This window comes from Cytobacillus sp. FSL R5-0377 (assembly GCF_038004385.1).
GTDB lineage: Bacteria > Bacillota > Bacilli > Bacillales > Cytobacillaceae > Cytobacillus.
In genome coordinates, this window is record NZ_JBBORA010000001.1 from 231,907 (window position 1) to 254,429 (window position 22,523).

The 22,523-nt window shown below is 40.7% G+C and carries 19 protein-coding genes and 1 pseudogene; 13 read left to right on the forward strand and 7 right to left on the reverse strand.

What is annotated here, in order from left to right; genetic code table 11:
• The first annotated feature begins 44 nt into the window (after positions 1-44).
• The gene (locus NSQ49_RS01185) at positions 45-1,313 is read left to right on the forward strand and encodes an erythromycin esterase family protein (protein ID WP_251284913.1); all 1,269 of its coding nucleotides are present in this window, start codon (positions 45-47) and stop codon (positions 1,311-1,313) included.
• Between the two features lie 53 nt (positions 1,314-1,366).
• Here NSQ49_RS01185 and pepF read toward each other — a convergent pair whose 3' ends face one another.
• Positions 1,367-3,181 carry an oligoendopeptidase F gene (gene pepF, locus NSQ49_RS01190; protein WP_251284912.1) on the reverse strand — a complete coding sequence of 605 codons (1,815 nt, stop codon included), beginning with the start codon at positions 3,179-3,181 and terminating at the stop codon, positions 1,367-1,369.
• Positions 3,182-3,355: 174 nt separating this feature from the next.
• The gene (gene yhfH, locus NSQ49_RS01195; RefSeq protein WP_159871356.1) at positions 3,356-3,490 is read right to left on the reverse strand and encodes a protein YhfH; all 135 of its coding nucleotides are present in this window, start codon (positions 3,488-3,490) and stop codon (positions 3,356-3,358) included.
• Between the two features lie 305 nt (positions 3,491-3,795).
• Between yhfH and NSQ49_RS01200 the strand changes: the two are divergent.
• Both NSQ49_RS01200 and NSQ49_RS01205 read left to right on the forward strand, forming a co-directional pair.
• Positions 3,796-5,304 (forward strand): annotated as a pseudogene (locus tag NSQ49_RS01200) (PAS domain S-box protein); the annotation flags it as partial.
• Between the two features lie 253 nt (positions 5,305-5,557).
• Complete coding sequence (locus NSQ49_RS01205; RefSeq protein ID WP_251284910.1) at positions 5,558-6,481, forward strand: LysM peptidoglycan-binding domain-containing protein; 924 nt, start codon at positions 5,558-5,560, stop codon at positions 6,479-6,481.
• 572 nt (positions 6,482-7,053) lie between these two features.
• Here NSQ49_RS01205 and NSQ49_RS01210 read toward each other — a convergent pair.
• Positions 7,054-7,962, reverse strand: a complete 909-nt coding sequence (locus NSQ49_RS01210) for a hypothetical protein (RefSeq protein ID WP_251284909.1) — start codon at positions 7,960-7,962, stop codon at positions 7,054-7,056.
• Positions 7,963-8,220: 258 nt separating this feature from the next.
• On the opposite strand from NSQ49_RS01210, the gene NSQ49_RS01215 reads away from it, so the two are divergent.
• Positions 8,221-8,709 (forward strand): hypothetical protein, encoded by a 489-nt coding sequence (locus tag NSQ49_RS01215; protein WP_159871322.1) that lies wholly within the window; start codon positions 8,221-8,223, stop codon positions 8,707-8,709.
• Between the two features lie 44 nt (positions 8,710-8,753).
• Here the strand turns inward: NSQ49_RS01215 and NSQ49_RS01220 are convergent, their stop codons facing one another.
• Positions 8,754-9,656, reverse strand: a complete 903-nt coding sequence (locus NSQ49_RS01220; RefSeq protein ID WP_251284908.1) for an aldo/keto reductase — start codon at positions 9,654-9,656, stop codon at positions 8,754-8,756.
• 111 nt (positions 9,657-9,767) lie between these two features.
• On the reverse strand, positions 9,768-10,697 hold the full coding sequence (locus NSQ49_RS01225; RefSeq protein ID WP_251284907.1) for a 3'-5' exonuclease: 930 nt from the start codon (positions 10,695-10,697) through the stop codon (positions 9,768-9,770).
• 241 nt (positions 10,698-10,938) lie between these two features.
• Between NSQ49_RS01225 and NSQ49_RS01230 the strand changes: the two genes are divergently transcribed.
• The 4 genes from NSQ49_RS01230 to NSQ49_RS01245 all read left to right on the forward strand — a co-directional run bounded on the left by NSQ49_RS01230 (position 10,939) and on the right by NSQ49_RS01245 (position 14,736).
• Complete coding sequence (locus tag NSQ49_RS01230; RefSeq protein ID WP_159871328.1) at positions 10,939-11,520, forward strand: TerD family protein; 582 nt, start codon at positions 10,939-10,941, stop codon at positions 11,518-11,520.
• 115 nt (positions 11,521-11,635) lie between these two features.
• A complete protein-coding gene (locus tag NSQ49_RS01235) occupies positions 11,636-12,214 on the forward strand; it encodes a TerD family protein (protein WP_159871330.1) in 579 nt (192 codons plus the stop codon).
• 356 nt (positions 12,215-12,570) lie between these two features.
• Positions 12,571-13,257 (forward strand): hypothetical protein, encoded by a 687-nt coding sequence (locus NSQ49_RS01240; protein WP_159871332.1) that lies wholly within the window; start codon positions 12,571-12,573, stop codon positions 13,255-13,257.
• A gap of 216 nt (positions 13,258-13,473) precedes the next feature.
• Positions 13,474-14,736, forward strand: coding sequence for a glycosyl hydrolase family 18 protein (locus NSQ49_RS01245; RefSeq protein ID WP_251284906.1), 1,263 nt, complete (start codon positions 13,474-13,476; stop codon positions 14,734-14,736).
• Positions 14,737-14,743: 7 nt separating this feature from the next.
• Here NSQ49_RS01245 and NSQ49_RS01250 read toward each other — a convergent pair whose 3' ends face one another.
• Positions 14,744-14,917, reverse strand: coding sequence for a hypothetical protein (locus NSQ49_RS01250; RefSeq protein WP_201306626.1), 174 nt, complete (start codon positions 14,915-14,917; stop codon positions 14,744-14,746).
• Positions 14,918-15,082: 165 nt separating this feature from the next.
• Between NSQ49_RS01250 and NSQ49_RS01255 the strand changes: the two genes are divergently transcribed.
• From NSQ49_RS01255 to NSQ49_RS01270, 4 genes are all read left to right on the forward strand, one after another.
• Positions 15,083-17,320 (forward strand): DEAD/DEAH box helicase, encoded by a 2,238-nt coding sequence (locus NSQ49_RS01255; RefSeq protein ID WP_251284905.1) that lies wholly within the window; start codon positions 15,083-15,085, stop codon positions 17,318-17,320.
• Between the two features lie 266 nt (positions 17,321-17,586).
• Positions 17,587-19,665: a transglycosylase domain-containing protein gene (locus NSQ49_RS01260; protein ID WP_251284904.1), complete on the forward strand. Its 2,079-nt coding sequence runs from the start codon at positions 17,587-17,589 to the stop codon at positions 19,663-19,665.
• A 175-nt stretch (positions 19,666-19,840) separates the two neighbouring features.
• Positions 19,841-20,035: a hypothetical protein gene (locus NSQ49_RS01265; RefSeq protein WP_159871341.1), complete on the forward strand. Its 195-nt coding sequence runs from the start codon at positions 19,841-19,843 to the stop codon at positions 20,033-20,035.
• A gap of 21 nt (positions 20,036-20,056) precedes the next feature.
• Entirely contained in the window at positions 20,057-20,581 is a 525-nt protein-coding gene (locus tag NSQ49_RS01270) for an HD domain-containing protein (protein ID WP_251284903.1), read from the forward strand.
• Positions 20,582-21,202: 621 nt separating this feature from the next.
• Here NSQ49_RS01270 and NSQ49_RS01275 read toward each other — a convergent pair.
• Positions 21,203-21,853 carry an MtnX-like HAD-IB family phosphatase gene (locus NSQ49_RS01275; RefSeq protein WP_159871347.1) on the reverse strand — a complete coding sequence of 217 codons (651 nt, stop codon included), beginning with the start codon at positions 21,851-21,853 and terminating at the stop codon, positions 21,203-21,205.
• Between the two features lie 164 nt (positions 21,854-22,017).
• On the opposite strand from NSQ49_RS01275, the gene NSQ49_RS01280 reads away from it, so the two are divergent.
• Positions 22,018-22,455 (forward strand): peptidylprolyl isomerase, encoded by a 438-nt coding sequence (locus NSQ49_RS01280; protein ID WP_159871350.1) that lies wholly within the window; start codon positions 22,018-22,020, stop codon positions 22,453-22,455.
• Positions 22,456-22,523: the final 68 nt, after the last annotated feature.

Here is a 22,523-nt window from a genome sequence, read left to right on the forward strand (position 1 = left end):
ATATAATCCTAATTCAATGGGCAAGGCTATATTGAGGTGAAAAAATGAATGCTAATCAAAAGGTGATCTCAGCTATTCAGTCGGAAGCTGGCTCTCTTAGTGATCCATCCTGGTTTGAGCGCATTATTGAAGCGGCCGGGAATGCGAAATTTGTTTTATTGGGAGAATCTTCCCACGGAACATCAGAATTTTATACGATAAGAGCTGAGATATCCAAGAGGCTGATTGAAAATAAAGGGTTTAATTGTATCGCAGTAGAAGGGGACTGGCCTTCCTGCTTTACTGTTAACAGGTATGTTAAAGGCTACGCACCTATGAACCCGCTTGATGCACTGAAAGATTTTAACAGGTGGCCGACATGGATGTGGGCCAATGAGGAAATAAAACAGCTGATAACCTGGATGCATGATTATAACCAGGACCTTAAAGATCAGAGCCAAATGGCAGGTTTTTATGGCATCGACATATATAGCTTATGGGAATCTATGGATGAGATCATAAAACTTTTGGAGTCGAAGGGGGCTGCCGAACTGGAAGCTGCTAAAAAGGCATTTGCCTGCTTCGAGCCATTTCACAGGAAGCCGGAAAATTATGCAGTAGCAGCAGAATTTTATGGAGATGCATGCGAAAAAGAGTTGGCCGACCTCTTTCTGAAAATAAAAAATAAGTGGGAGGAAACCAGCCATTTTGAAGAGGAATCACTGAACCTATTGGTAAATAGCCTTGTTGCCCTGAATGCAGAAAACTATTATCGCGCAATGGTAAAAGGCGGTCCTGATGATTGGAATATCAGAGATCATCACATGGTAAATGCATTGGAGGAAGTGTCTCAGTTTTACGGAGAAAATGCAAAGGTTATCGTTTGGGAACACAACACTCATATTGGTGATGCAAGGGCAACAGATATGAAAGAGGCAGGGCTTGTTAATGTTGGGCAGATCCTCCGTGAAAAATATGGGGAAGATCAGGTTTTTGCATTAGGTTTTGGCACTCACTCCGGCACCGTTATTGCTGCCGAACAATGGGGCAGTGAAATGCAGGTTATGGAGGTCCCGCCTGCACTGGAAGGAAGCTTTGAGGATACTCTTCAAAAGGCTGGTCCTGGTGATAAGGTACTGCTGTTCACCGATGAAAACAAACATTTATTTAAAGATTCTTTCGGACACAGGGCTATCGGAGTTGTATATAATCCTGAATATGAACAGTACGGGAATTATGTTCCCACTAAAATTTCTCAAAGGTATGACGGCTTTGTTTTTTTAGAGAAAACCCATAGCTTAAATCCGCTTAACATCCCTGTCAGATCACAATAAAACAACCAGAGGCTAAATAAAAATCCCCCTCCTTAAATCGGAGGGGGTTCCTGTTAACTATAACTCTTTTCCAATTCGTCCACCAGCGTTCCAACATAGCTAACTGCTTTTCGAATCGGCTCTGGCTTTGACATATCAATGCCCGCACTCTTAAGCAGTTCAAGAGGCTTCTTCGTTCCTCCTGCTTTTAGGACATCAAGCCAGCGCTTTACAGCAGGCTGGCCTTCCTCCTGAATGCTTTGTGCCATAGCTGTTGAAGCAGTCAAACCAGCTGAATAGGTATACGGGTAAAGTCCCATGTAATAATGAGGCTGTCTCATCCAGGTTAAAGCAGCTTTTTCATCCAATTCAACCGAATCTCCCCAGAATGCAGAAAGTGTGTCAAATTTTTGGGCAGAGAGTGTTTTTGCCGTTAAAGGAACACCCTTTTCAGCCAGCTGATATACTCTGCGCTGATACTCTCCTTCGAGAAGATGTGTGACAAAGTTGTGATAATACGTTCCAAGCATCTGCAGAATAACCCAGCGCTTCATTCTTTTATCTTCAGTACCTGCCATTAAATGCTGCCCAAGTAGCATTTCATTTAATGTGGAAGGTGCCTCGACAAAATAAGTTGAAGGACGGGTATTCATTATGCGCTGATATTTATTGGCCAAATAAAAATGACCCGCATGTCCAAGTTCATGAGCCAGAACAAAAGCACCGCGCATCGTGTCCGTCCATGTAATCAGGATGAACGGATGGGATCCGTACGGACTTGAGCAAAATGCGCCAGTTGATTTACCGATGTTATCTGCTAAATCAACCCAGCGTTCAGTCAGACCTTTCTTTATAATATCCGTATATTCCGGGCCCATCACATTGAGAGCTTCCAAAATAACATCGGATGCTTTTTCAAAAGTTATTTCCGGATTGAACTCCGTGTCAAGAGGAGCCTTCAGGTCACAAAATAGCATTTTATCTAATCCCAGGATCCTTTTCTTCAGCTGTGCATATCTGCGCATGTGGGGGGCAAGCTCCTTCTGGATAATATCGAGCTGATTGTTGTACATTTCCTCTGTTACATGCTGAGAATCAAGAAGCATTTCTGTAACTGAGCTGTATTTTCTAAGCCTCGATAATGTTACCTGCTTTTTCACTTCAGCAGAATACGCAGAGGCAAATGTGTTTTTGTAGTTCTCCAATGACTCAGTAAACGAGGCAAAGGCATTGCGTCTGACAGTGGTATCCGGGGAAAACTCATAGCTATCTTCGTACAGAGCAAAAGAGTTTGGCAACTCGTTTCCTTCACTGTCATTAAATGAAGCAAATGGCATGTCAGCAAGTTTTGCAGACTGATAGATATTATAAGGAGCACCAAATACTTCTCCCAATGCAGCCAGGGCTTCTTCCGTTTCCTGAGAAAGCCTGTGCCTCTTTGTTTCCAGTAGTTGAGTCAGCACATTTTTGAACGGTTCCAGGCCGCTTTCTTCGTTAATGTACCTTTCAACTGTACCATCAGGCAGAGACAATAATTCTGAATCAATAAACGAAAGGGCGGAAGCTGCTTTTGCCCTTAAAGAGGCCATCAATGATGAGTTTGCCTGATTGTCCGGATTTGTGCCGTCTTCGGATTGGCGTAAGCTTGCATATGTACCGGCCTGAACAAGACGGATCGAAAGCTTTTCTTGAGCAGAAAGGCAGGCAAGTAATACCTGCGGTCCTTCATGGAATTTTCCTTTGAATTGATCAAAAACTGCAAGATCCTCTTCAATACTTCTGATCTCCTGCTGCCAATCTTCCTCCAATGCAAATAAATCCTCCACGCTCCATTTGCGCTCTTTCGGCACCTCATGACGATTTAATCTCGTTATTGCTGTTTGAACCATGTAATGATCCCTCCTATTTCGATTCTCTAAGTAAAGAGATTATGGAACAATTATACAGGAAGCTCCACTTAATTTATAGACTTTTCAAATAATTTAACGTGTACTGTAACAGCTGGGGGTTGTAAAAATCTCATTAAAAAGAGGAAGGACCTGTGGCCTTCCTCTAATAGTGTGCTATTCCATTTTCTTTGACAAGCAGCGATCACATTCCATCAAATATGATTCAGCTTGTTCCTTTACTGTTTGGCCACACTCTGGACATACCTTTTTGGGAAGCGTTCTGAAGAATTCAACCGGACTTTTCATCATCATTATTTCCTCCTTCTTATAATACAGTTTACATTATTTACTTCTGTTGTAGTACAGTATATACCAAACTTATATAAAAGTGAAGTGCTTTTGCTAAATTTTTTAAAAATTTCATTAATTATAATTCAAGGTACAAAAGAGGGCTGAAATTTTTTATTAAGCTGTCAGTTTTAACCGAACTGCAGACTTTATTTCGTCCAGCCTCTTCCATGGCATTATTGATTCCATTACAATCATATTGAATAAAGTAAAAATGAGGGGGCTAAAAGCCTGCGATGACTGAGATAATCGAATCTTTTAATCCGATATTAATCTTTGCGGGATTTCTAATTCTAAGCGGCCTCATTTCTTCCGGAGTCCTAGTCACCAAGCGGCTGAAAGTAAGCCGCACCCGCTTGCATGATATTCAGGCTGCACTGGATGAATCTACTATTGTGGCTATTACTGATCCAAAGGGGATTATCACTTATGTGAATGACAAATTTGTTGAAATATCGAAATATGAAGAAGATGAATTGCTGGGAAGGAATCATAATATCTTAAATTCAGGTTATCATCCGCCGGAATTTTTTCGAAACCTATGGAAAACAATTGGATCAGGGGAAATATGGAAGGGGGAAATCCGCAATAAAGCGAAGAATGGAAGCTTTTATTGGGTGGAAACTACAATAGTGCCTTTCCTCAATAATAAAAATAAACCCTATCAGTATGTTTCCATCAGGACAGATATAACCGCTTTAAAAACGACTGAAGCTAAACTGAAAAGTTCCCTGAAAGAGGTTAAAGATATTAAATTTGCACTTGATCAATCTGCTATTGTTGCCGTAACTGATGAAAAAGGGATCATAACTAATGTAAATGATAGATTTTGTGAAATTTCCCAGTACAGCAGGAAAGAACTGGCAGGGCGTAATCATTCTATATTAAATTCAAATCTGCACTCTAAAGAATTTTTTAAGAATTTATGGAAAACAATTGTCCGTGGCCATGTGTGGAAGGGGGAAATCCGCAATAAAGCAAAGGACGGGTCTTATTACTGGGTTCATACAACAATTGTGCCGTTCTTAAACGCAGACGGAAAACCTTATCAATACTTGTCCATAAGAAACGATATAACAGAGAGGAAGAAAACAGAGGAAGTGCTGCATCGGCAGGATAAACTTGCAGCAGTGGGCCAGCTTGCTGCAGGGGTTGCACATGAAATTCGCAATCCGCTGACAACAATGAGAGGATATGCAGAGTTCCTTCAGCTGGATGAAACGAATGAAGAGAGCCAGGAATACTTAAGAATCATTTTAGATGAAATTAACCGGGTAAATGATATCGCAGAAGATTTTATGGTTCTTGCTAAGCCGAAAGCGGCAGAACTGGAAGAAAAAGATATTATACATATCTTAAAAAATGTCATTTCTTTATTGGAATTTGAAGCCCGAAACCTCTCGGTGAAGATTCGTTTCGAATTTGTACAGGATATTATCCAAATCGAATGTGACGAAAACCGCCTAAAACAAGTCTTCCATAATTTAATCAAAAATGGAATTGAAGCAATGCCTGAAGGGGGAGAATTAACAATCAGAGCAGCACTCATACATAACGAGGTGCAGATTGCTATACAGGATACAGGTGTGGGAATTCCGCAGGAACAGCTAAAAAGTATAGGCGAACCTTTTTTTACAACAAAAAAAAATGGAAATGGCTTAGGCTTGATGGTCAGCTTTAAAATAATAGAAAGCCATAATGGAAAAGTATTTATCCAGAGCGAATTAAATAAAGGTACGACATTTAATATTGTTTTGCCTGGCAAATCTAAATAGAAATTAATTCCTTTTCTGCTTAAAAATAGACTTTCCCAGCATATGGATAAATTAGAATAACATTGGCTGGAATCCCATTAGATAAGGAAAACCAGCACTTTAGGTTTAAACAGACCCTTCGCTTTGAAATATGTTTGTTATGATGCTGTTATCTCCGTAACAGGATTTTTACCTGTTTGTTCTTTTTTAGTAAAGATTACATGTTATAGTTATCCCCGTTAGCTAAAAACGAGCTATACGGGAGGTTTTACACATGAAAAAATCTATTTTAACTTTTGTAGCCGCTGCAGCAATTACAGGAACAGCAGGTGCAAATGTACAAGCAGAAGAAGTAACAGTAAAAAAAGGCGATACTTTATGGGATTTCTCCCAGTCATATAATGCACCAGTTGAGATGATAAAAGAATGGAACGGGCTGTCTTCAAATATCATCCATCCGGAGGAGGTATTAAATGTATACCCGGAAAAGAAATACATAGTATCAAAAGGTGATACTTTATGGGATATAGCAAGAGAGCACAATATCACAGCTGAGGCAATTAAAGAATGGAACAGCTTGAGCTCTGATTTAATCCGTCCGGACGATGAATTAATTCTTTATCCTGAAGCGAAAGCTGTTAATGCTGCAGCTGCTCCGGCAAAGTCCGATCAGCCTGCAGAAACAGTATCAGCTTCAAACCAAAAGTCTGAACAGCCGGCAGCAAAACAAACTCAGCCAGCCGAAAAGTCAGAACCGGCTCCAGAAGCAAAGCCAAAGGCAGAGTCAAATCCTGAACCAGCACAGCCGGCTGTGGAATCAAAGCCTGCAGCTGAGCCTGCCAAGCCTGCAGCGGAATCCAAACCAGCTGCAGAAAAACCTGCAGAAACTGCAAATGACGAAGCATCTCAAAAAGTGCTGAATATGGAAGCAACAGCCTACACAGCTGATTGTGAAGGCTGCTCAGGCATTACTGCAACAGGGATTAATTTAAAAGAAAATCCTGATCAAAAAGTAATCTCCGTAGATCCGGATGTGATACCGCTCGGAACTAAAGTCCATGTTGAAGGGTATGGTAATGCTGTCGCAGGAGACACAGGCGGAGCGATTAAAGGCAACAAGATTGATATCTTTATGCCATCTCAGGAAGATGCCATCAATTTTGGCAGAAAAACAGTTAAAGTTACAATTCTTGATTAATACTGGGAAAGCCGAATGCCTCAGTTTAGACAAGAAGGCACTATTCAATTAACCTGGTTCTCCACTTTGAGAGAAAACAAGATAGATAGTCAAAAGACAGACCAATCAGCAATTAATCGGTCTGTCTTTTTTGCTGTAAAGAACCGCTACAGGGTGTAATACTAAGTCCCTGTGCTAACTAGCGTATTTAAAGCTCTCTAAAATAATCCAAGATCATTTTGTTTCGGGCTAGTGCCGGATTTGATTAAAATGATAAAGGCTGATGATGAGGGTTTGTATTAGTGATGGTGGAGATATAGGCAGTGGTACAGCTAATATTGTCAACCATGTGTAAATGTTGGGAAGGCAACACATACAATCATAGAAGAATTAAAGAACAACAATTTACTAGAGGGAGTGAACATAACTTACTTAAATCCTGAAGACGAGGAGTACATCACCTTAAATCCATAAAGAGCCGATTTCAACCTAATGTAAAAGAGCATTGAGACATCCCAATGCTCTTATTTACTGTGTTATTTAAATTAACCTGCCTCCAACAGGAGAATCCTTTATTATCACAGTCTCTTTCTTTACTCTTTATTTTTGCCTTCCTTTGCCTTTTCTTCCTGATTGACAAAGAAGCTGTGGACCGGTTTTGCCAGCTGTTTTAAGCTTTTTTCAAAGCGTTCAGAAAGGTGGGAGGCACGCTCATAAACAATTGACTTTAAATGATCTAATTGCCTGCTGATTTTTTCGGTGTTTGCCTCCTGGCTGTGCAAGCGTTCCATTATCGACCTGCTGGCCTGTTCCTGTTCGAGAAGCTTCATATTTAATTCTTCTTTCAATTGCTCCTGCGACTTAAGCTTTTTCTCAGCTTCCTCTGAAAAGGATGCGAACTGCTGGTCTAAACGCTCCATTACTGTATTGTGGAATACTTCCTGGACATCAAGGCTTTTGCTTAATTCTGCTTTCATTTCTTCCTGAGCTTTAAAATTTGATACGGCTTCTTCAGAAAATGCCTCGAACTTATCAAATTTACGGGAAAGTGCCTGTGTTGCCGCTTCCTGACAGGAAATTTGTTCAAGTATCTCCTGTTTTAACGGCTCTTCATTTTCAATAATTTCGAGAATTTCCTTATTTATTCCCTCCAAGGCAGCAAGTCTGTTATACAATAAATCATTTTCCTTTTCACGCTCATGCAGCATTTCCAGAAAACTGGCCAAAAAAGAATCCTGCTTTTCAAGCTTAGCTGATAGATGCCCAATATGATTACTGTGTTTGCCAGCAGCACTTTTTACAAGCCTTTTCATATCAAAGAACGAATCTTCAAGCTGAGTCTTCATCTCTTCATAGGTATCAGATAATCGGGTGTTTACCGTCTGCTGCTCTTTTATTATCTCCTGGAGGAAGTTGAGACGGTAAGTACCCTGATTAGTGTCAGGATGTGAATCGCTCAGAAAAAGCTTAGGCTTTACATCCCCATTTGATTTTTGTGACATAGGAACACTCCTCAGTTTTATATTTTTAATAGCCTATGCCAGAACTTTTTTTGACGGATGGGCACTCTCCCATAAAAGCCTAAACATTTTTCAGTTCTACACAGCATAATTCATAAAAACATTTCGAAAACCATAATTAAAAGGGTTGAAAAAAATCAAAAAAATATGTAAATTATTAATTGCCAGTTAATTGGCAATGTAATTACATATGAAGTCAATCAAAACTACCTCTGAACAATCGAAGGAGAGGACAAAAGCATGAAGAAATTATCTTTCTTGCTTTCAGCAGCTGTACTGACACTAATGCTGGGAGCATGCTCAAACGAAGAAGCTTCTAAAGTGGAAGAAAATGAAAAGGAGGCAGCTGAAGCGACAGAATCTGCTGAAGAATCCAAAGAAGTGCGCTCGGCTCTGCTGAACTATCAGGGAGAAGTGACAAAAATAATCCGAAGCACAGATGCCAACTTAACTGCTGAAGGTCAGGATCCGGCTGAAGCAGCTGCAGCATTCGAAAAGGAAGCGAAAGCCGTGTCTGTACCGGAGGAAATAACAGACTATACTAAGGATATTGAAGCCGCGATTGATAGCTTATCCCAATACTATGCTAAAAAAGCCGAGCTTGTAAAAGCAGGCTCAAAAGATATGGCGGAAGCAGAGCCATTTAAAGAAGAATATATCAATGCCATGACTAAAGTTTTTGAAGAGGTAGAATTATCTCCTCCTGCTTTTAAAAGTGTTTTTCAGTAATATGTAAAAAACAGCCCATTTAATAAATTGGGCTGTTTTCTTTATTAAGGGACATCATGCCCCAGTGAACTTTGATAAATTTCGAACCACTGATCCCGGTTAAGGTTATAAGATAATGCACCCACAGCACGTTCAATTCTTTCGATCCTGCTGGAACCAACAATCGGCATGATTCGGGCAGGGTGATTTAAGAGCCATGCAAATAACACTTGGTCAATATCAATTGCCCCGATGTCTTCAGCGACTTTAAGCAATGCGTTTCTTAGACGCACTGGTTTTTCTCCGGTACCGCTGAAGACTTCTCCGCCAGCCAAAGGAGACCAGGCCATCGGAGCAATTCTTTTCTCTTGGCACAAATTTAATGTGCCATCCTCGAAATTCTCCAGCTGATAGGCAGACAGCTCAATTTGATTAGTAATCAGATCCATGTCAAGATATGACTGAAGCATTGTAAATTGATGGCTTTTAAAATTCGAAACACCAAAATGCCTTACCTTGCCGGCTGTCTTTAGGGATGAAAATGCATCAGCCACTTCTTCCGGATCCATAAAAGGGTCAGGACGATGGATGAGCAGGGTATCTATGTAATCTGTTTTCAAATTTTGCAATGATCTCTCGACAGAAGCAATAATATGTTCTTTCCCGGTATTGTAATGATGGGATTTATGCTCTGGCCGGTTTGGTGACTCCAGCACAATCCCGCATTTCGTAACAATTTCTATTTTTTCACGGAGTTCCGGTTTTTTCGCCAGAGCCCTTCCAAACAGGCTTTCACAGGTATAGCTTCCATAAATATCAGCATGATCGAATGTCGTTATGCCGAGCTCCAGACAATGCTCTATTAATGTAATTAACTCTTCATCTAAAAATTTCCAGTCAGCCAGTCTCCAAAGTCCATGGACAATTCTTGAAAACGACAGGTCCTCTGCCATCTGCACTCTATCCAAACGTATCATCTCCCCGTGTTTAGTATTGTCATTATCTCTGAAATTGTTGAGAATACCAAGCAAAACGTTGGCAAAACACAAAAAAGAGGCAACTGTTATGTCACCTCCAAGTTAAACGCATATTTTCTCCAGCGGGTTAACCATTTGCTCATGCAGTATCATTATTTTTGATGTGTAAGAACAATGTTCCCTGTAGGCGGTCTGAAGTTCCTTATAAAAGTTGATTAATTCTTCAACAGCGGCTATCAGTTCACCCTCAAAAATGCCAGAACGATTTATCAGGATATTCTCATATTTTTCAACAAGCTTCTTAGTTCTTTTTATTAATTTCCAGGCATCTTTCATGCGCAAAGTATCATTTATACTGGAGTAGAATCCAGCCAGATCTTCATGAAGTACATGCTTAATTTCCTGGTTGAGTTTGTCATCAGGAGGGAGTTCTCCCTCTTGTAAGATAAATTGCTCCACCATAATTAAATCTGTTTTTACCAATTTCTCTTTGAATGACTGATAAATCCTCAGCGTATTATAAGCATCATACATAGGATGGTGGGGCTCACCAATAAAAGAGAGTCCATAGAATGACAAAGCTTTTTCAACAGAAGCTGAAGTACGGGAAGCTCTTTTTGTAAAAACAGCTTGAAAATCAACGTATCTATTAGTAATTTTTTCAATCGTTGTCTGGGGAAGATTATGCCTTAAAGCATCAGCTTTCAATCTTAAGATATCACTGGATGACCACGAGTAGAATTTAGCTTTTATCACTCCGCCGACCCAAAAAAGAAAATCTTTAAACACCTCAGGAAAGGTATCCGCAAATTCCAGGTCAGAGTCAGATATACCGGTTAATTCTTTACAGAAAGAACTTAAAGGCGAGGTCTGCTGCGGGCGAATGAATCTGTCAAATTCACTGACCCTGCCTGATGCAACATCCACTTTTACAGCACCAAGACGAATGGCCTCCATATCTTCAAACATCATGCCATTTTTGCTGCATAGCATTTCAAAATCAAAGAAAATCAGCTGCCTTAGCTCGGCCATACGCCATCACCCTTTCTATACCTGACTTCCCAACAAGACATTATAAAGAATAAGGGGTAAAAAAGGAAGGCACAGAATTATCCATCGACCTATGTGATAAAAAGAACTTTTTCCCAGCTCAGGCAGCAAATCGGTTTACGATTTCATTTGAAACGTTTACACTTAAGGTGTACATAGTTTTCAGCCGCAGCGTTGAGTGGGGCTGCTTATAAAATTTTGAATTTGAAAGGATGGATGAACATTGGGTATTTCATTATCGAAAGGGCAAAAAATCGATTTAACGAAAACGAATCCCGGGTTGTCTAAGGTAATCGTTGGACTTGGCTGGGATACGAATAAATATGATGGCGGCTTGGACTTTGACCTTGATGCCAGTGTTTTCTTATTAGATGCGAATGGCAAATGCGCATCAGATAAGGATTTTATTTTCTACAACCAGCTTGAAGGCGGCAATGGCTCAGTCGTACATACTGGAGACAACAGAACAGGTGAGGGAGACGGCGATGACGAGCAGGTCAAAGTTAATCTTAGCGCTGTTCCTGCTTCCATTGAGAAGATTTCTTTCGTTATTACTATCCATGATGGCGAAGGCCGCGGCCAAAACTTTGGACAGGTTTCCAACGCATTTGCGCGAATCATTAACGAAGAAACTAATGAAGAGTTAATCCGCTATGATCTGGGCGAAGATTTCTCTATCGAAACTGCCATTGTTGTAGGTGAATTATACCGTCATAATGGAGAATGGAAATTCTCTGCTGTCGGTTCAGGCTACCAGGGCGGACTTGCCCGCATCGCAACCGACTTCGGTTTGCAGGTAGGTTAAGACCTTTTTTTGCCAGGCAGAGCATCAGCTTTTCCTGGCTTTCTCATTAGATGAGCTTATTTATGCAGATGATCTGTCATCAAAAACAGATTTGGGTTATGAAGGAGTGAATATCTTGGGTATTCAATTATCAAAAGGGCAAAGAATTGATCTGACTAAAACGAATCCCGGCCTGACAAAAGCTATAATCGGCCTGGGCTGGGACACAAACAAATATAGCGGAGGCCATGATTTTGACCTTGACGCATCAGCATTTCTGGCTGATGAAAACAGTAAATGTACAAATGATCATGATTTTATTTTCTACAATAATCTGCAGCATCCAAGCGGGGCAGTAATTCACACAGGTGACAACCGTACAGGTGAAGGGGACGGTGATGATGAGCAGCTTGTTGTTGATTTTACTAAAATACCATCACACGTCCATCGCATTGGCATAACGGTTACAATCCATGATGCAGAACTAAGGCAGCAAAATTTCGGCCAGGTTTCCAATGCATTTGTTCGATTAGTGGATGAATCCAATGATCAGGAGCTGCTTCGCTTTGATCTTGGAGAAGATTTTTCAATTGAAACAGCGGTTGTTTTCTGTGAGCTATACCGCCATGGAAACGACTGGAAGTTCAATGCCATTGGCAGCGGATTCTCAGGTGGTTTGGCAGCTCTTTGCCGCAATTACGGGCTGCAAGTTTAATTTATAGGGATTTCGCAGGTTTTTTACTTGGTTAACTGTATGTAGCGGTAAAGGTGAGACCCGCGCATGCGCAGCGTTGATGATGTTTTTCGCCCATCCGAGCGAATGCGCATTTATTCAGCAAAAAGGAAATTAGCAGTTTCAGCATGAAGTGGAAATCAACAGGCTGCATTTAGAGGCGAAAAAAAACAGCCTTTGCGAAACGAACAATTTATTTTATTTCAAGCACCCGACATATCGGGTGCTTTTTTAGTGAAGTCTCTCAGCAAATTCTATTGGATATTAATGCCACACTTGAAAAAACGGCAATCGGGAAAAATAGGTTTGAGAAAAACCTTGAGAGGAAGGTATGCAGTATGTCACTAGAATGGTTTGACAGGGTAAGCGGTGAACTGCAGGATCATCTTGAATCAATTTGCAGTAAATATGATCAGATTGGCCATATGTCGGTTGACCGGGGTGCCAAGCATCCCAGAATGGAATTTTTTATTGAAACCGAGGACAATGACAGAGAGTATTTTTGCACACTTTTCTTTGATCCGCATAATGAGGAATTTTATGTAGAAGACTTTGACTTTGAACTTGGCCATACCTCTAAAACAATGCTTTTTGACATTGAAGATATCATCGATACCGTTCACGAAAGTCTTCATGACTACATGAATGGCACAGAAGATGAAGAATTTGGGTTTGAGGAGAATGAAGAAATTTATGTCGAGGAAGACGATGATATCGTTATCGCCGATGAATATGATTTCGGAGATGAAGGAGATATCTTCGAGGAAGTAGACGTAGAGTGGGAAACTCCTGAAGTTACTGCCTTTTTCAAGGAAGACGAAGTAGAGGTATCCTATCAGTTTGGAGTGGTCCAGGAAACAGGTGATGGCGTCCTGCGCAGAGTTAATCGCATTTGGACTGATGATGAGGATATGATAAAGGATGAAGATCACTTTATCTTCAGCAAAGAAGAGGCGAGCACAATCATTGCAATGATTGCCAGCCACATGGATTCACTCGGCGGGCATGAAGCAGATTATCTGTAATTTAAAAATATGTAAAAGTGGCTGTCAAGAATCCTTGAAGCCACTTTTTTGCGAGTGGGCACTTGCCAAAGCACGTAAACAGCAATCCCTCATTACCAAAACACCCCGGTTCACCAGGGTATATAAACACTTTGAGAATGCTTATTGGTCACTTAGTACTATTTAGGCCTGCCTCTCCCATAAACTAACTTAAAAGCAAGTGAAGTGAGGTGCATTATGGGGATTCACATCGTTCAGGCAGGCGATAGTCTTTGGAGCATATCTCAAAGGTTTAATATTCCTATCCTAAACATAATAGAGGCAAACGGCCTTGAAAGTGCACCTGCCATCATTCCTGGTTTAGCTCTATATATACCGGAGAATGAACCTGTTATCCGATCGTATCTGGTAAAGCAGGGTGACACACTTTGGACCATTTCCCAGCGTTTCCAGAGCTCAATTAATGCAATTCTGTCAGCAAACCCGGGAATTAGGCCAGAAAGACTGTATATCGGTCAGAAATTAAACATCCCATCATTACGCAAGTTAGCTATGAGAACGCTGGGTTTCATTGTCCCTTATTCCCCTGAAACCTTTTTACCCGCTTTCAGGGAAACAGCAAAGCATTTAACCTACATTGCCATTTCCTCTTATTCGCTGACAAAAGAAGGGTATGCCTACATCGAGCTGGACGATACAGCCATATTGGCAGAAAGCAGGCGTTTGAATGTCATCCCTTTGCTGATGATCCGAAATCTTGCCGAAGGAGACTTTAACGCTGAATTAATCGGTGGAGTACTCGAAAGGCCAGCTTATAGAAGGAACTTGATCTTAAGCCTGATGAATTTTGTCAGCCAAAAAGGGTACGGAGGCATCAGTCTCGATTTTGAATTTATCCCTCCGCAAAGGCGCCAGGATTTCAATTTATTCATAAAGGAACTAAAAAATGCCTTAGGACAAAAAATTCTTCATGTCAATGTTCATGCCAAGACGGAGGATATTCCGGGAAACCGGATAATAGGGGCATATGATTATAAAGCCATTGGAGAAGGTGCAGATATTGTTGCGGTCATGACCATGGATTACGGTTATCCTACAGGTCCTCCCAATCCAATCGCTCCATTATGGTGGGTCGAGGAGGTTATAAAATATTCGGCCACACAAATTGATACGAAAAAACTGCAAATTGCTTTGCCGTTATATGGCTATGACTGGAGAACAGCGGATAATCAAACCCGCTCGTTTTCCATGCAGGGCATTCAAAATTTGGCTTTAAGCAGAGGTGCAATTATTCAATACGATGGGTATGCAGCATCCCCATGGTTCAGGTACTGGAATGGAGCAGAAGAACATGTTGTCTGGTTCGAGGATATCCGCAGCATAACTGAAAAATATAAATTAATTGACCAGTATAATCTATTAGGGATGACATACTGGCAATTGAGCTTGCGTTTTCCGCAAAACTGGGCATTTATGGAGAGAAATTTTACAATTCTATAGCCTATTTCTAAAGTATTTCTTTCATTTCTTCTTCGAAATAAAACATTTTCGGATTTTCTTTAATTGTATATGTGTATTTCTTCATTTTCGCCACATAACATGTTTTGTTGATTGTCACTTTTTCTCCTGTATCAACCAGAATCACTACATCATTATGATCAAATTTATTTCTGCGCTTCACGCTGATCCCTCTTTCGTTCATTCGATTAGGTGTTATTTTCATTATCTCATACTTCGGGAGAATTAACCTTAGATATAATTAAACATTCATTTTTTCTTTTGCATATTGGCAAGTAAATGATATATTAGTCTAATTGAATATTTTAGTGGACAAAGGACGATAAAAATGACATCAACACTTGGACTTATAAGGGCTTGGCAAAAAGCCATCCAGGCTGAGATTTTACACTTAAAAAAATACGGGAGCTCCCGCTGGCTAATTCTTAATGGGCGTCTGCTTTCAAAATCAGATGCCTATATGTATTTTTTCGATACACCTTCAGCAATAAAAATACCAACTGGCTCAGCCATAAAAATAGACTGGGGAAGTAAGAGGATAGAGGGAAGAATCCTTTCTGCGGAAGGAAATAATGTGATTTTGGCCCTAAAAGAGGATATTGGCAGCGATTTATCTGAGGCCTATTTGCTTCATGACCCATGGGAGCTATTGGATCAGCTTTTTCAGCGCTTAGAGGACATAAAAGGCAGCAAAAGAAAAAGGGCGAGAATAAAAAAATTAATGGATCCTTCAATGCCCCCCAAACATCCTGCTGATAAAGTAAAAAGCAGTACCCATGAACTGATATTGCGCTCTAAATATAATCCGGCCACATATGTCTGGGGACCGCCAGGCACGGGAAAAACCTACACACTGGCACGAGTAGCTGCCAATAAATATTTTAAAGGACAAAATGTTCTCATTCTTGCACACTCCAATCAAGCAATCGATGTCCTTATGGCAGAGATTTCAACCTTTGCATCCCACAAAAGAACGATCGCTGATGGTGATTTGCTTCGCTACGGGTCACAAATCGGCCCGGCATTAATTGATCATCAATCATTAAATGCTGAATTTCTATTAACTAAGCAGCACTCTAATCTCTCAGAGCAAAAAGCAGCTCTAATTGAGGACCGACGCCTGATTAAACAGGATTTATCAAGGTCGTTCAGCCAAAGAGATTCCGGCCAGCTAATTGAAATAGAAAAGAAGCTGTCCGGAGTGCTTGAAAAAATCAGGCAAAAGGAAATCGAGTTTGTAAAAAACGCTTCGATTATCGGAACAACACTCGCAAAAGCTGCAAGTGACCCGGCAATTTACGAGAAAAACTTTGATTTGGTCATCATCGATGAAGCCAGTATGGCTTATGTTCCACAGGCTGCCTTTGCAGCTTCGCTTGGAAGAAGGGTAATTATTTGCGGGGATTTTAAACAGCTTCCTCCAATTGCTGCCTCAAAACATAAGCTTTCGGAAAAATGGCTGAGGGAGGATATCTTTCACCACTCAGGCGTGTCTGATGCAGTCAAGGATGGACACTTGCATCCGCACCTTTTTCTTTTAAAAGAACAGCGCCGAATGCACCCGGACATATCCGCTTTTTCCAATAAACATATTTATCATGCACTTGTAGGTGACCACCCCGATGTATTGGCCGCTAGAGCTCCTATTGCAGCCTGCACACCTTTTCCCGGAAACGCCTCTATCCTGATCAATACAAATGGATCAGGAGAATATGGCATAAAAGATGGCAGCTCAAATTCAAGAATCAATCTATGGAATCTGCTGCTAGGGTTTCAGCTGATACAGGAGGCTTATATTGGGGGAAGCCGGTCAATAGGGTATGTTACTCCTTATCGTGCACAGGCCTTATTAATGGAACAGCTTCTCAGCGAGATATATGATGAAGAAAGAGCTTCTGCTGATATCATTGCTGCGACAGTTCACCGTTTTCAGGGAAGTGAACGGGATGTTATGATTTTTGATTCTGCAGATGCCGCTCCCCATGACAGAGCTGGAATGCTCTTGACTGGGAAAGATAGCGAAAGGCTTTTGAATGTTGCCATAACAAGAACCAAGGGAAAATTCATCCATATATGCGATTTGCAATTTATACAAAAGAAGGTTTTCAAAAACAAAACATGGCGGAAGCTGGCAGATCATCAGCTGGAAAATGGACAGGCTTTGCATCCTGAGCATATTGGCAGATGGATTAAAAATCAGCATCCTCATCTGCAGTGGATGCATGCAAAAAAATGGGAGAAAGTGCTTGAGGATATTTCTAAAGCGAAAAAGGAGATTATCATGTCCCTTCCTGATGGCCAGGGATTAGGGGAAGCGTGGGGGCAGGCAATTTCCAGAAGGTCACCAAAAACAAAGCTGACCCTGCTTGCAGAGCATTCTGTTCCTTTCGTTACCCCTGATGAGATATCGGAAAAATGCCTCCCGTTCCCATTCCTCTTAATTGACAGAAACGTCTTATGGCTGGGTATGCCGGCAGAGGCCCATAAAAACGCATGCCCGCCATACGTAGCAGCCAGGCTCCGGTCAGCAGCTATGGGCTCATATCTTACATCTTTAATCAAATAAAAAAGACGCCCCATAAGGGCGTCTTTTTCTACGTATTGCGGCGACACGACTGCACTCCACATAGTGCATTGCCAAGAAAGGCTTGTCTGTCGTCTTATGCAATTAGCTCATCGCTTAATCAATATAGCATTATTCCAAAAAGAAAACAAGCATTTTTTGTGAGCAGCCCCTTAAGCCGAACTTGAAACTTTTTATACTGTTTATTCGTTTAATATATAATAAGAGGAAATAATAAAGAAACTGAAAGAAATAGCGAAGGAGTCACCATGGAAAAATTACAGCGTTTCAAAGAAGCTTTTGCAGGATTTTGGCGCAAAAAGCATTTAACCCAAATTCTGCTGCTTTTATCACTGACTATATTACTGCTAACCATTCTATTTTTTGCTTTTCTCGCAGCTACAGCTAACGTTGAAACTCTGAAAGATGGATTAAGGCAGTCAACGGTAATCTATGATAAAGACGGCGATGCTGCTGCAAGACTTGCGGAAAACAGGGCAGAGGGGGCTAATATTGAGGAATTGCCTGAACATGTTGCCAATGCTGTTATTGCAATTGAAGATGAACGCTTTTACAAGCATAACGGATTTGATATAAAAGGCATTGCCAGAGCATTTTTTGGCAACTTATTTGCAGGGAGCATAACCGGCGGAGGAAGTACCATTACTCAGCAGCTCGCTAAGAACGCCCTGCTTTCACCTGAACAAACATACAAGCGAAAAGCTGAAGAACTGTTCCTGGCAGTAGAAATCGAAAAAAATTACAAAAAAGATGAAATCCTTCAAATGTATTTAAATCAGGTATACTTCGGAAGCGGCTCATGGGGAATCGAGCAGGCATCCAATAAGTATTTCAGCAAAACACCAAAGCAATTAAGCATCAGCGAAAGTGCATTGCTTGCAGGATTGCTTCAATCTCCTTCTGCTCTCGATCCATACAATCATTACGAACGGGCAATCAAAAGAAGGAATGTTGTCCTTGGGAAGATGAAAGAGCACAAAATGATTTCATCAGAAGAATATGAGATAGCTGTAAATGAAAAGATTCAATTACAGGAAGGTACCCGAAGCAAGAAGGAAAGGAAATACCCTTACTATGTTGATGCCGTCCTGGATGAAGCAATTAATACCTATGGATTAACCCAGGAGGAGATATTTACCAGAGGGTATAAAATTTACACAGAAATGGATCAAAACCTGCAATCAAGCCTGGAAAATGTATATCAAAAAGACTCCATTTTTCCAGCTGGAATGAATGGTCAAATTGTCCAGAGCGGTGCTGTGCTTCTTGATCCGGCGACAGGAGGAGTCAGGGGGCTGGTCGGCGGAAGAGGTGAGCATGTTTTCAGAGGATTCAACAGGGCCACACACATCAAGGCTCAGCCTGGATCTACACTAAAGCCTTTAGCCGTTTACACACCTGCCCTTGAAGAAGGATACTCACCAACCTCAATGCTGAAGGATGAACCCGGAACATACGGAGATTACTCACCGGCCAACGCTTCAGGACAATATGCAGGTGAAGTATCTATGTATAAAGCTGTGGAAGACTCCATCAATGTACCGGCCGTATGGCTGCTTAATGAAATTGGACTGGATAAAGGGCTGGATGCACTTGAGAGGTTCGGCATTCCACTCGAAAAAGAAGATGAATATCTCGGAATTGCCTTGGGCGGGATGCGAAAGGGTATTTCACCGTTAAAGCTCGCCGAAGCATATGCAGCTTTTCCTAATGGCGGTAAACGCAACGATGCCCATTTAATTACGAAAGTCGTAGGTCCGACCGGAAGCATTATTGCTGAGCGAGATAAAAAATCAGTTAAAGCAACGACAAAAACGGTATCTAACCAAATGACTTCCATGCTTTTAAATGTAGTTGAAACCGGCACAGGGAGCGCAACGAAGATAGAAGGACTTCAAATTGCCGGCAAGACAGGTTCGACCCAGCTCCCATATAAAGATATTAACGGAACAAAAGATCAATGGTTTGTAGGCTATACCCCGAATTTAGTGGGCGCCGTATGGCTGGGGTATGATAAGACTGACAGGGACCATTATCTGTCAACAAGCAGTTCTCAAACAGTAGTCCCTGTATTCCGATCGATAATGGAGGCAAGCCTGCCATACATGCAGGAAGGGGAATTTGCTACTAAATCGGTTAATGAAAAGCTCGAGAAAAAAGAATTAACAGAAGAAATTGGACAAACGATTAAAGAACAAGCTGAAAAATTCGAAGGCAAACTGAGAGAGGATCTCCCAATATGGAAGGAAAAATTAAGAGAAGGAAAACAGGAACTTGAAGATTTCGGCAGATTCCTGAAGGACAAATGGGATCAATTCAGCAAATAGCGTTAATGAGAGAATGGCTAACATAGCTGTTCTCTTTTTCATATTCCATTAATCTTTATACTGGAATAATTCAGCAAAACAGTGTAATCTAAATATTTATAGCACCTACTAACAAATCGACAGCATTCGCTATCATGTTGCTAGCTCTTAGATATTAATTGCCAGGAGGATTACAATGAGTGGAGAAACCCGTATTCAGCTTAATGTCCGCATATCAAAAGAAACGTCAAATAAGCTAGATGAAATTGTTGATTATTATCAGGAAAACACGAAACTCGGCAGGATTTATAAAGGCGACGTATTAACAGATATTATTGAAAAATCATATGAAGTAATGAATAAGCAAAAAATCCTCAATAAAAAATTCTAATAGTTAATGGAGGGAGATTACATGAGGGATGTTAAACTGACCGATATTTATCAGCATCGGATCGCACAAAAATATATAACTCGCTCCGGCATCGCTCATGCTATTGCCGTTGCCTATCACGCATTTCAAATTGCCAAAGAATTGGGAGAAGATGTTGATTCAGCAGCCAAAGCAGGATTTATGCATGACATCGGCCATTATACGTGGTACAAAAATGGCAAGTGGGATTACGAACTTTACAAGCAGAATGACATTCATGCCATTAAAGGTGCTGAGCGTGCACATAAACTGCTGATAAGAATTGGAGAGAACCCGATCAAAGCAAAGGAAATTGCTTTGGCTATCCTTTTTCATACGGATTCATTTCTGCCTGGCGGCGAGGTTGTCAGAACCCCGCTGCAATCCCTTGTCAAACTGGCAGATGAGAAAGACGAAGAACCCGGCGGTGCCCATCACTATCGTGAACTTGATTTTGAGCGTGCCATGATAAGCTTGAAAATCCTCGATAATAAGATTGATCATTATCTTGAGAAAAAAGAGGAATAACATAAATATCTGTCATGTTATGCGCTTCCCCAGGAAATTCAGTTTTTATTTTTGGCTGTTTTCGTAAAGTTTGTTGCGTTTTCATAACCTAGTTTTATTTGCTGAGATGATCTTCGCTGTGGGCACTGGATCCTCGAGAATGCTGTCGCATTTCCTTCGTGCGGCGTATATTTGAGGAAGTTATTCAATGTCCGGCGGGAGGAGAGGGAAGTATGATACCCCATAGGCGAAACCGAGGTGGCTCACATTCCTCCCCGCGGAAAGCTAGTGCCTTTCGCTGCAATCAAAGGGTACAATTCATAAACAAAACAACAATCTTTTAGAAAAGAACCTTATTTTTTGAAGGGAAGCGCATGTTTCATGAAGAATAATAATTCATGCCGATGATCAGATGATCAAATTTTATGTGCGAGGATGGTGTTGCTGCAGTGAGGGCAAGGACTCGAAGACAACAGTCAATTAATATAGAAGAAATCAAATTCAGATTAACAACTGTATTTCTGCATCTATCTTTCTACGCAACTATTATATTTATCTTAATCTTATTTTTGGAGTTATTTGGTTAATATACATAATAAAATCCCGGATAAGCCAGCTTCTTTCCCGGGATTTTCTCTAGGATTATGACAAAATGCCTTTTTCAGATAAATACTCCTCTACTTCAGTAAATTCATTTACTGGAACAAACGATATGCCCTTTTCCCTAAGCAGATCCTGCAGCCCATTTTTGGCAAAGGTGATATCAGCATGCTCTGCCGGGTGGGAATCCGGTTCACTGTCCCCTATAAAAAACACAGTTTCATATTCGTTTTTTAAGTCCTTAATAACCTTCGATTTATCAATGCCATATTGTTCATGATAATGCTGATGATTCTTATCAATATTCATGTGGACATTTTTCTCATGGTAATAACCTTCATTTGAAAAAACCTTAACATCTTTGACTCCATACTTTTTTAAGATGTGATGGATATAATAGTCTGTGCCGGCACTTAAAATGAAAAAATCTCCGCCATTCTGCTGAATCCTATCAATAAAATCAGGTACATGTTCATCTATTTCAATGGAATAAATATCGCTGATTATTTGTTCTTCATCCTGATTGATTGAAGTGAAGACTTTATTCAAGAAGTCTATATCCTTTATCTCACCAGATTTCCATTTGGGCATCAGGCTGTGCCCCTCCGGAAAATATTTATCCATCATAATCAAATAAAAGTCTCTTTTTGAAATGGTTCCATCAAAATCTGAAACAAATGCCCATTTTTTCATACTGCAAACCTCCAATAAGTCGTATCTGCATTTTATCCTGTATAGCTATCATAACTTTACCCTTTGTTTATCATGTTCAATCAGCAAAAAAACGCCTTTTGATTTTATTCCTGAAGAGATTAATGGTATTATTAATTTGATTTTTACATAAGGAGATGATTAGTATGGCAGAAAAAGGATACATATTAATGAAAAACGGTGAAAAGGTTGAATTTGAACTATACCCTGAAGCAGCACCAGGTACAGTTGAAAATTTCAAAAAGCTTGCTAAAGAAGGATTTTATAATGGCTTGAACTTCCATCGTGTAATACCTGGGTTTGTAAGTCAGGGAGGCTGCCCAAACGGAACAGGAACTGGCGGGCCTGGTTACACAATCAAATGTGAAACAGAAGGAAACCCTCATAAGCATGTAGAAGGATCTCTATCTATGGCTCATGCAGGCCGCGATACAGGCGGAAGCCAATTCTTTATCGTTCATGAGCCACAGCCTCACCTAAACGGTGTTCATACTGTCTTTGGAAAAGTTACTTCCGGGATGGAAGCCGTTAAAGCAATGAGAAATGGCGATGTTATGGAGAAAGTTGAAATTCTTGAAGGATAATTAGTTTAGAAAAAAGAGCCTTAGAGGGCTCTTCAGGCTGTCGAGAAACTCTCGACAGCTTTTATTTT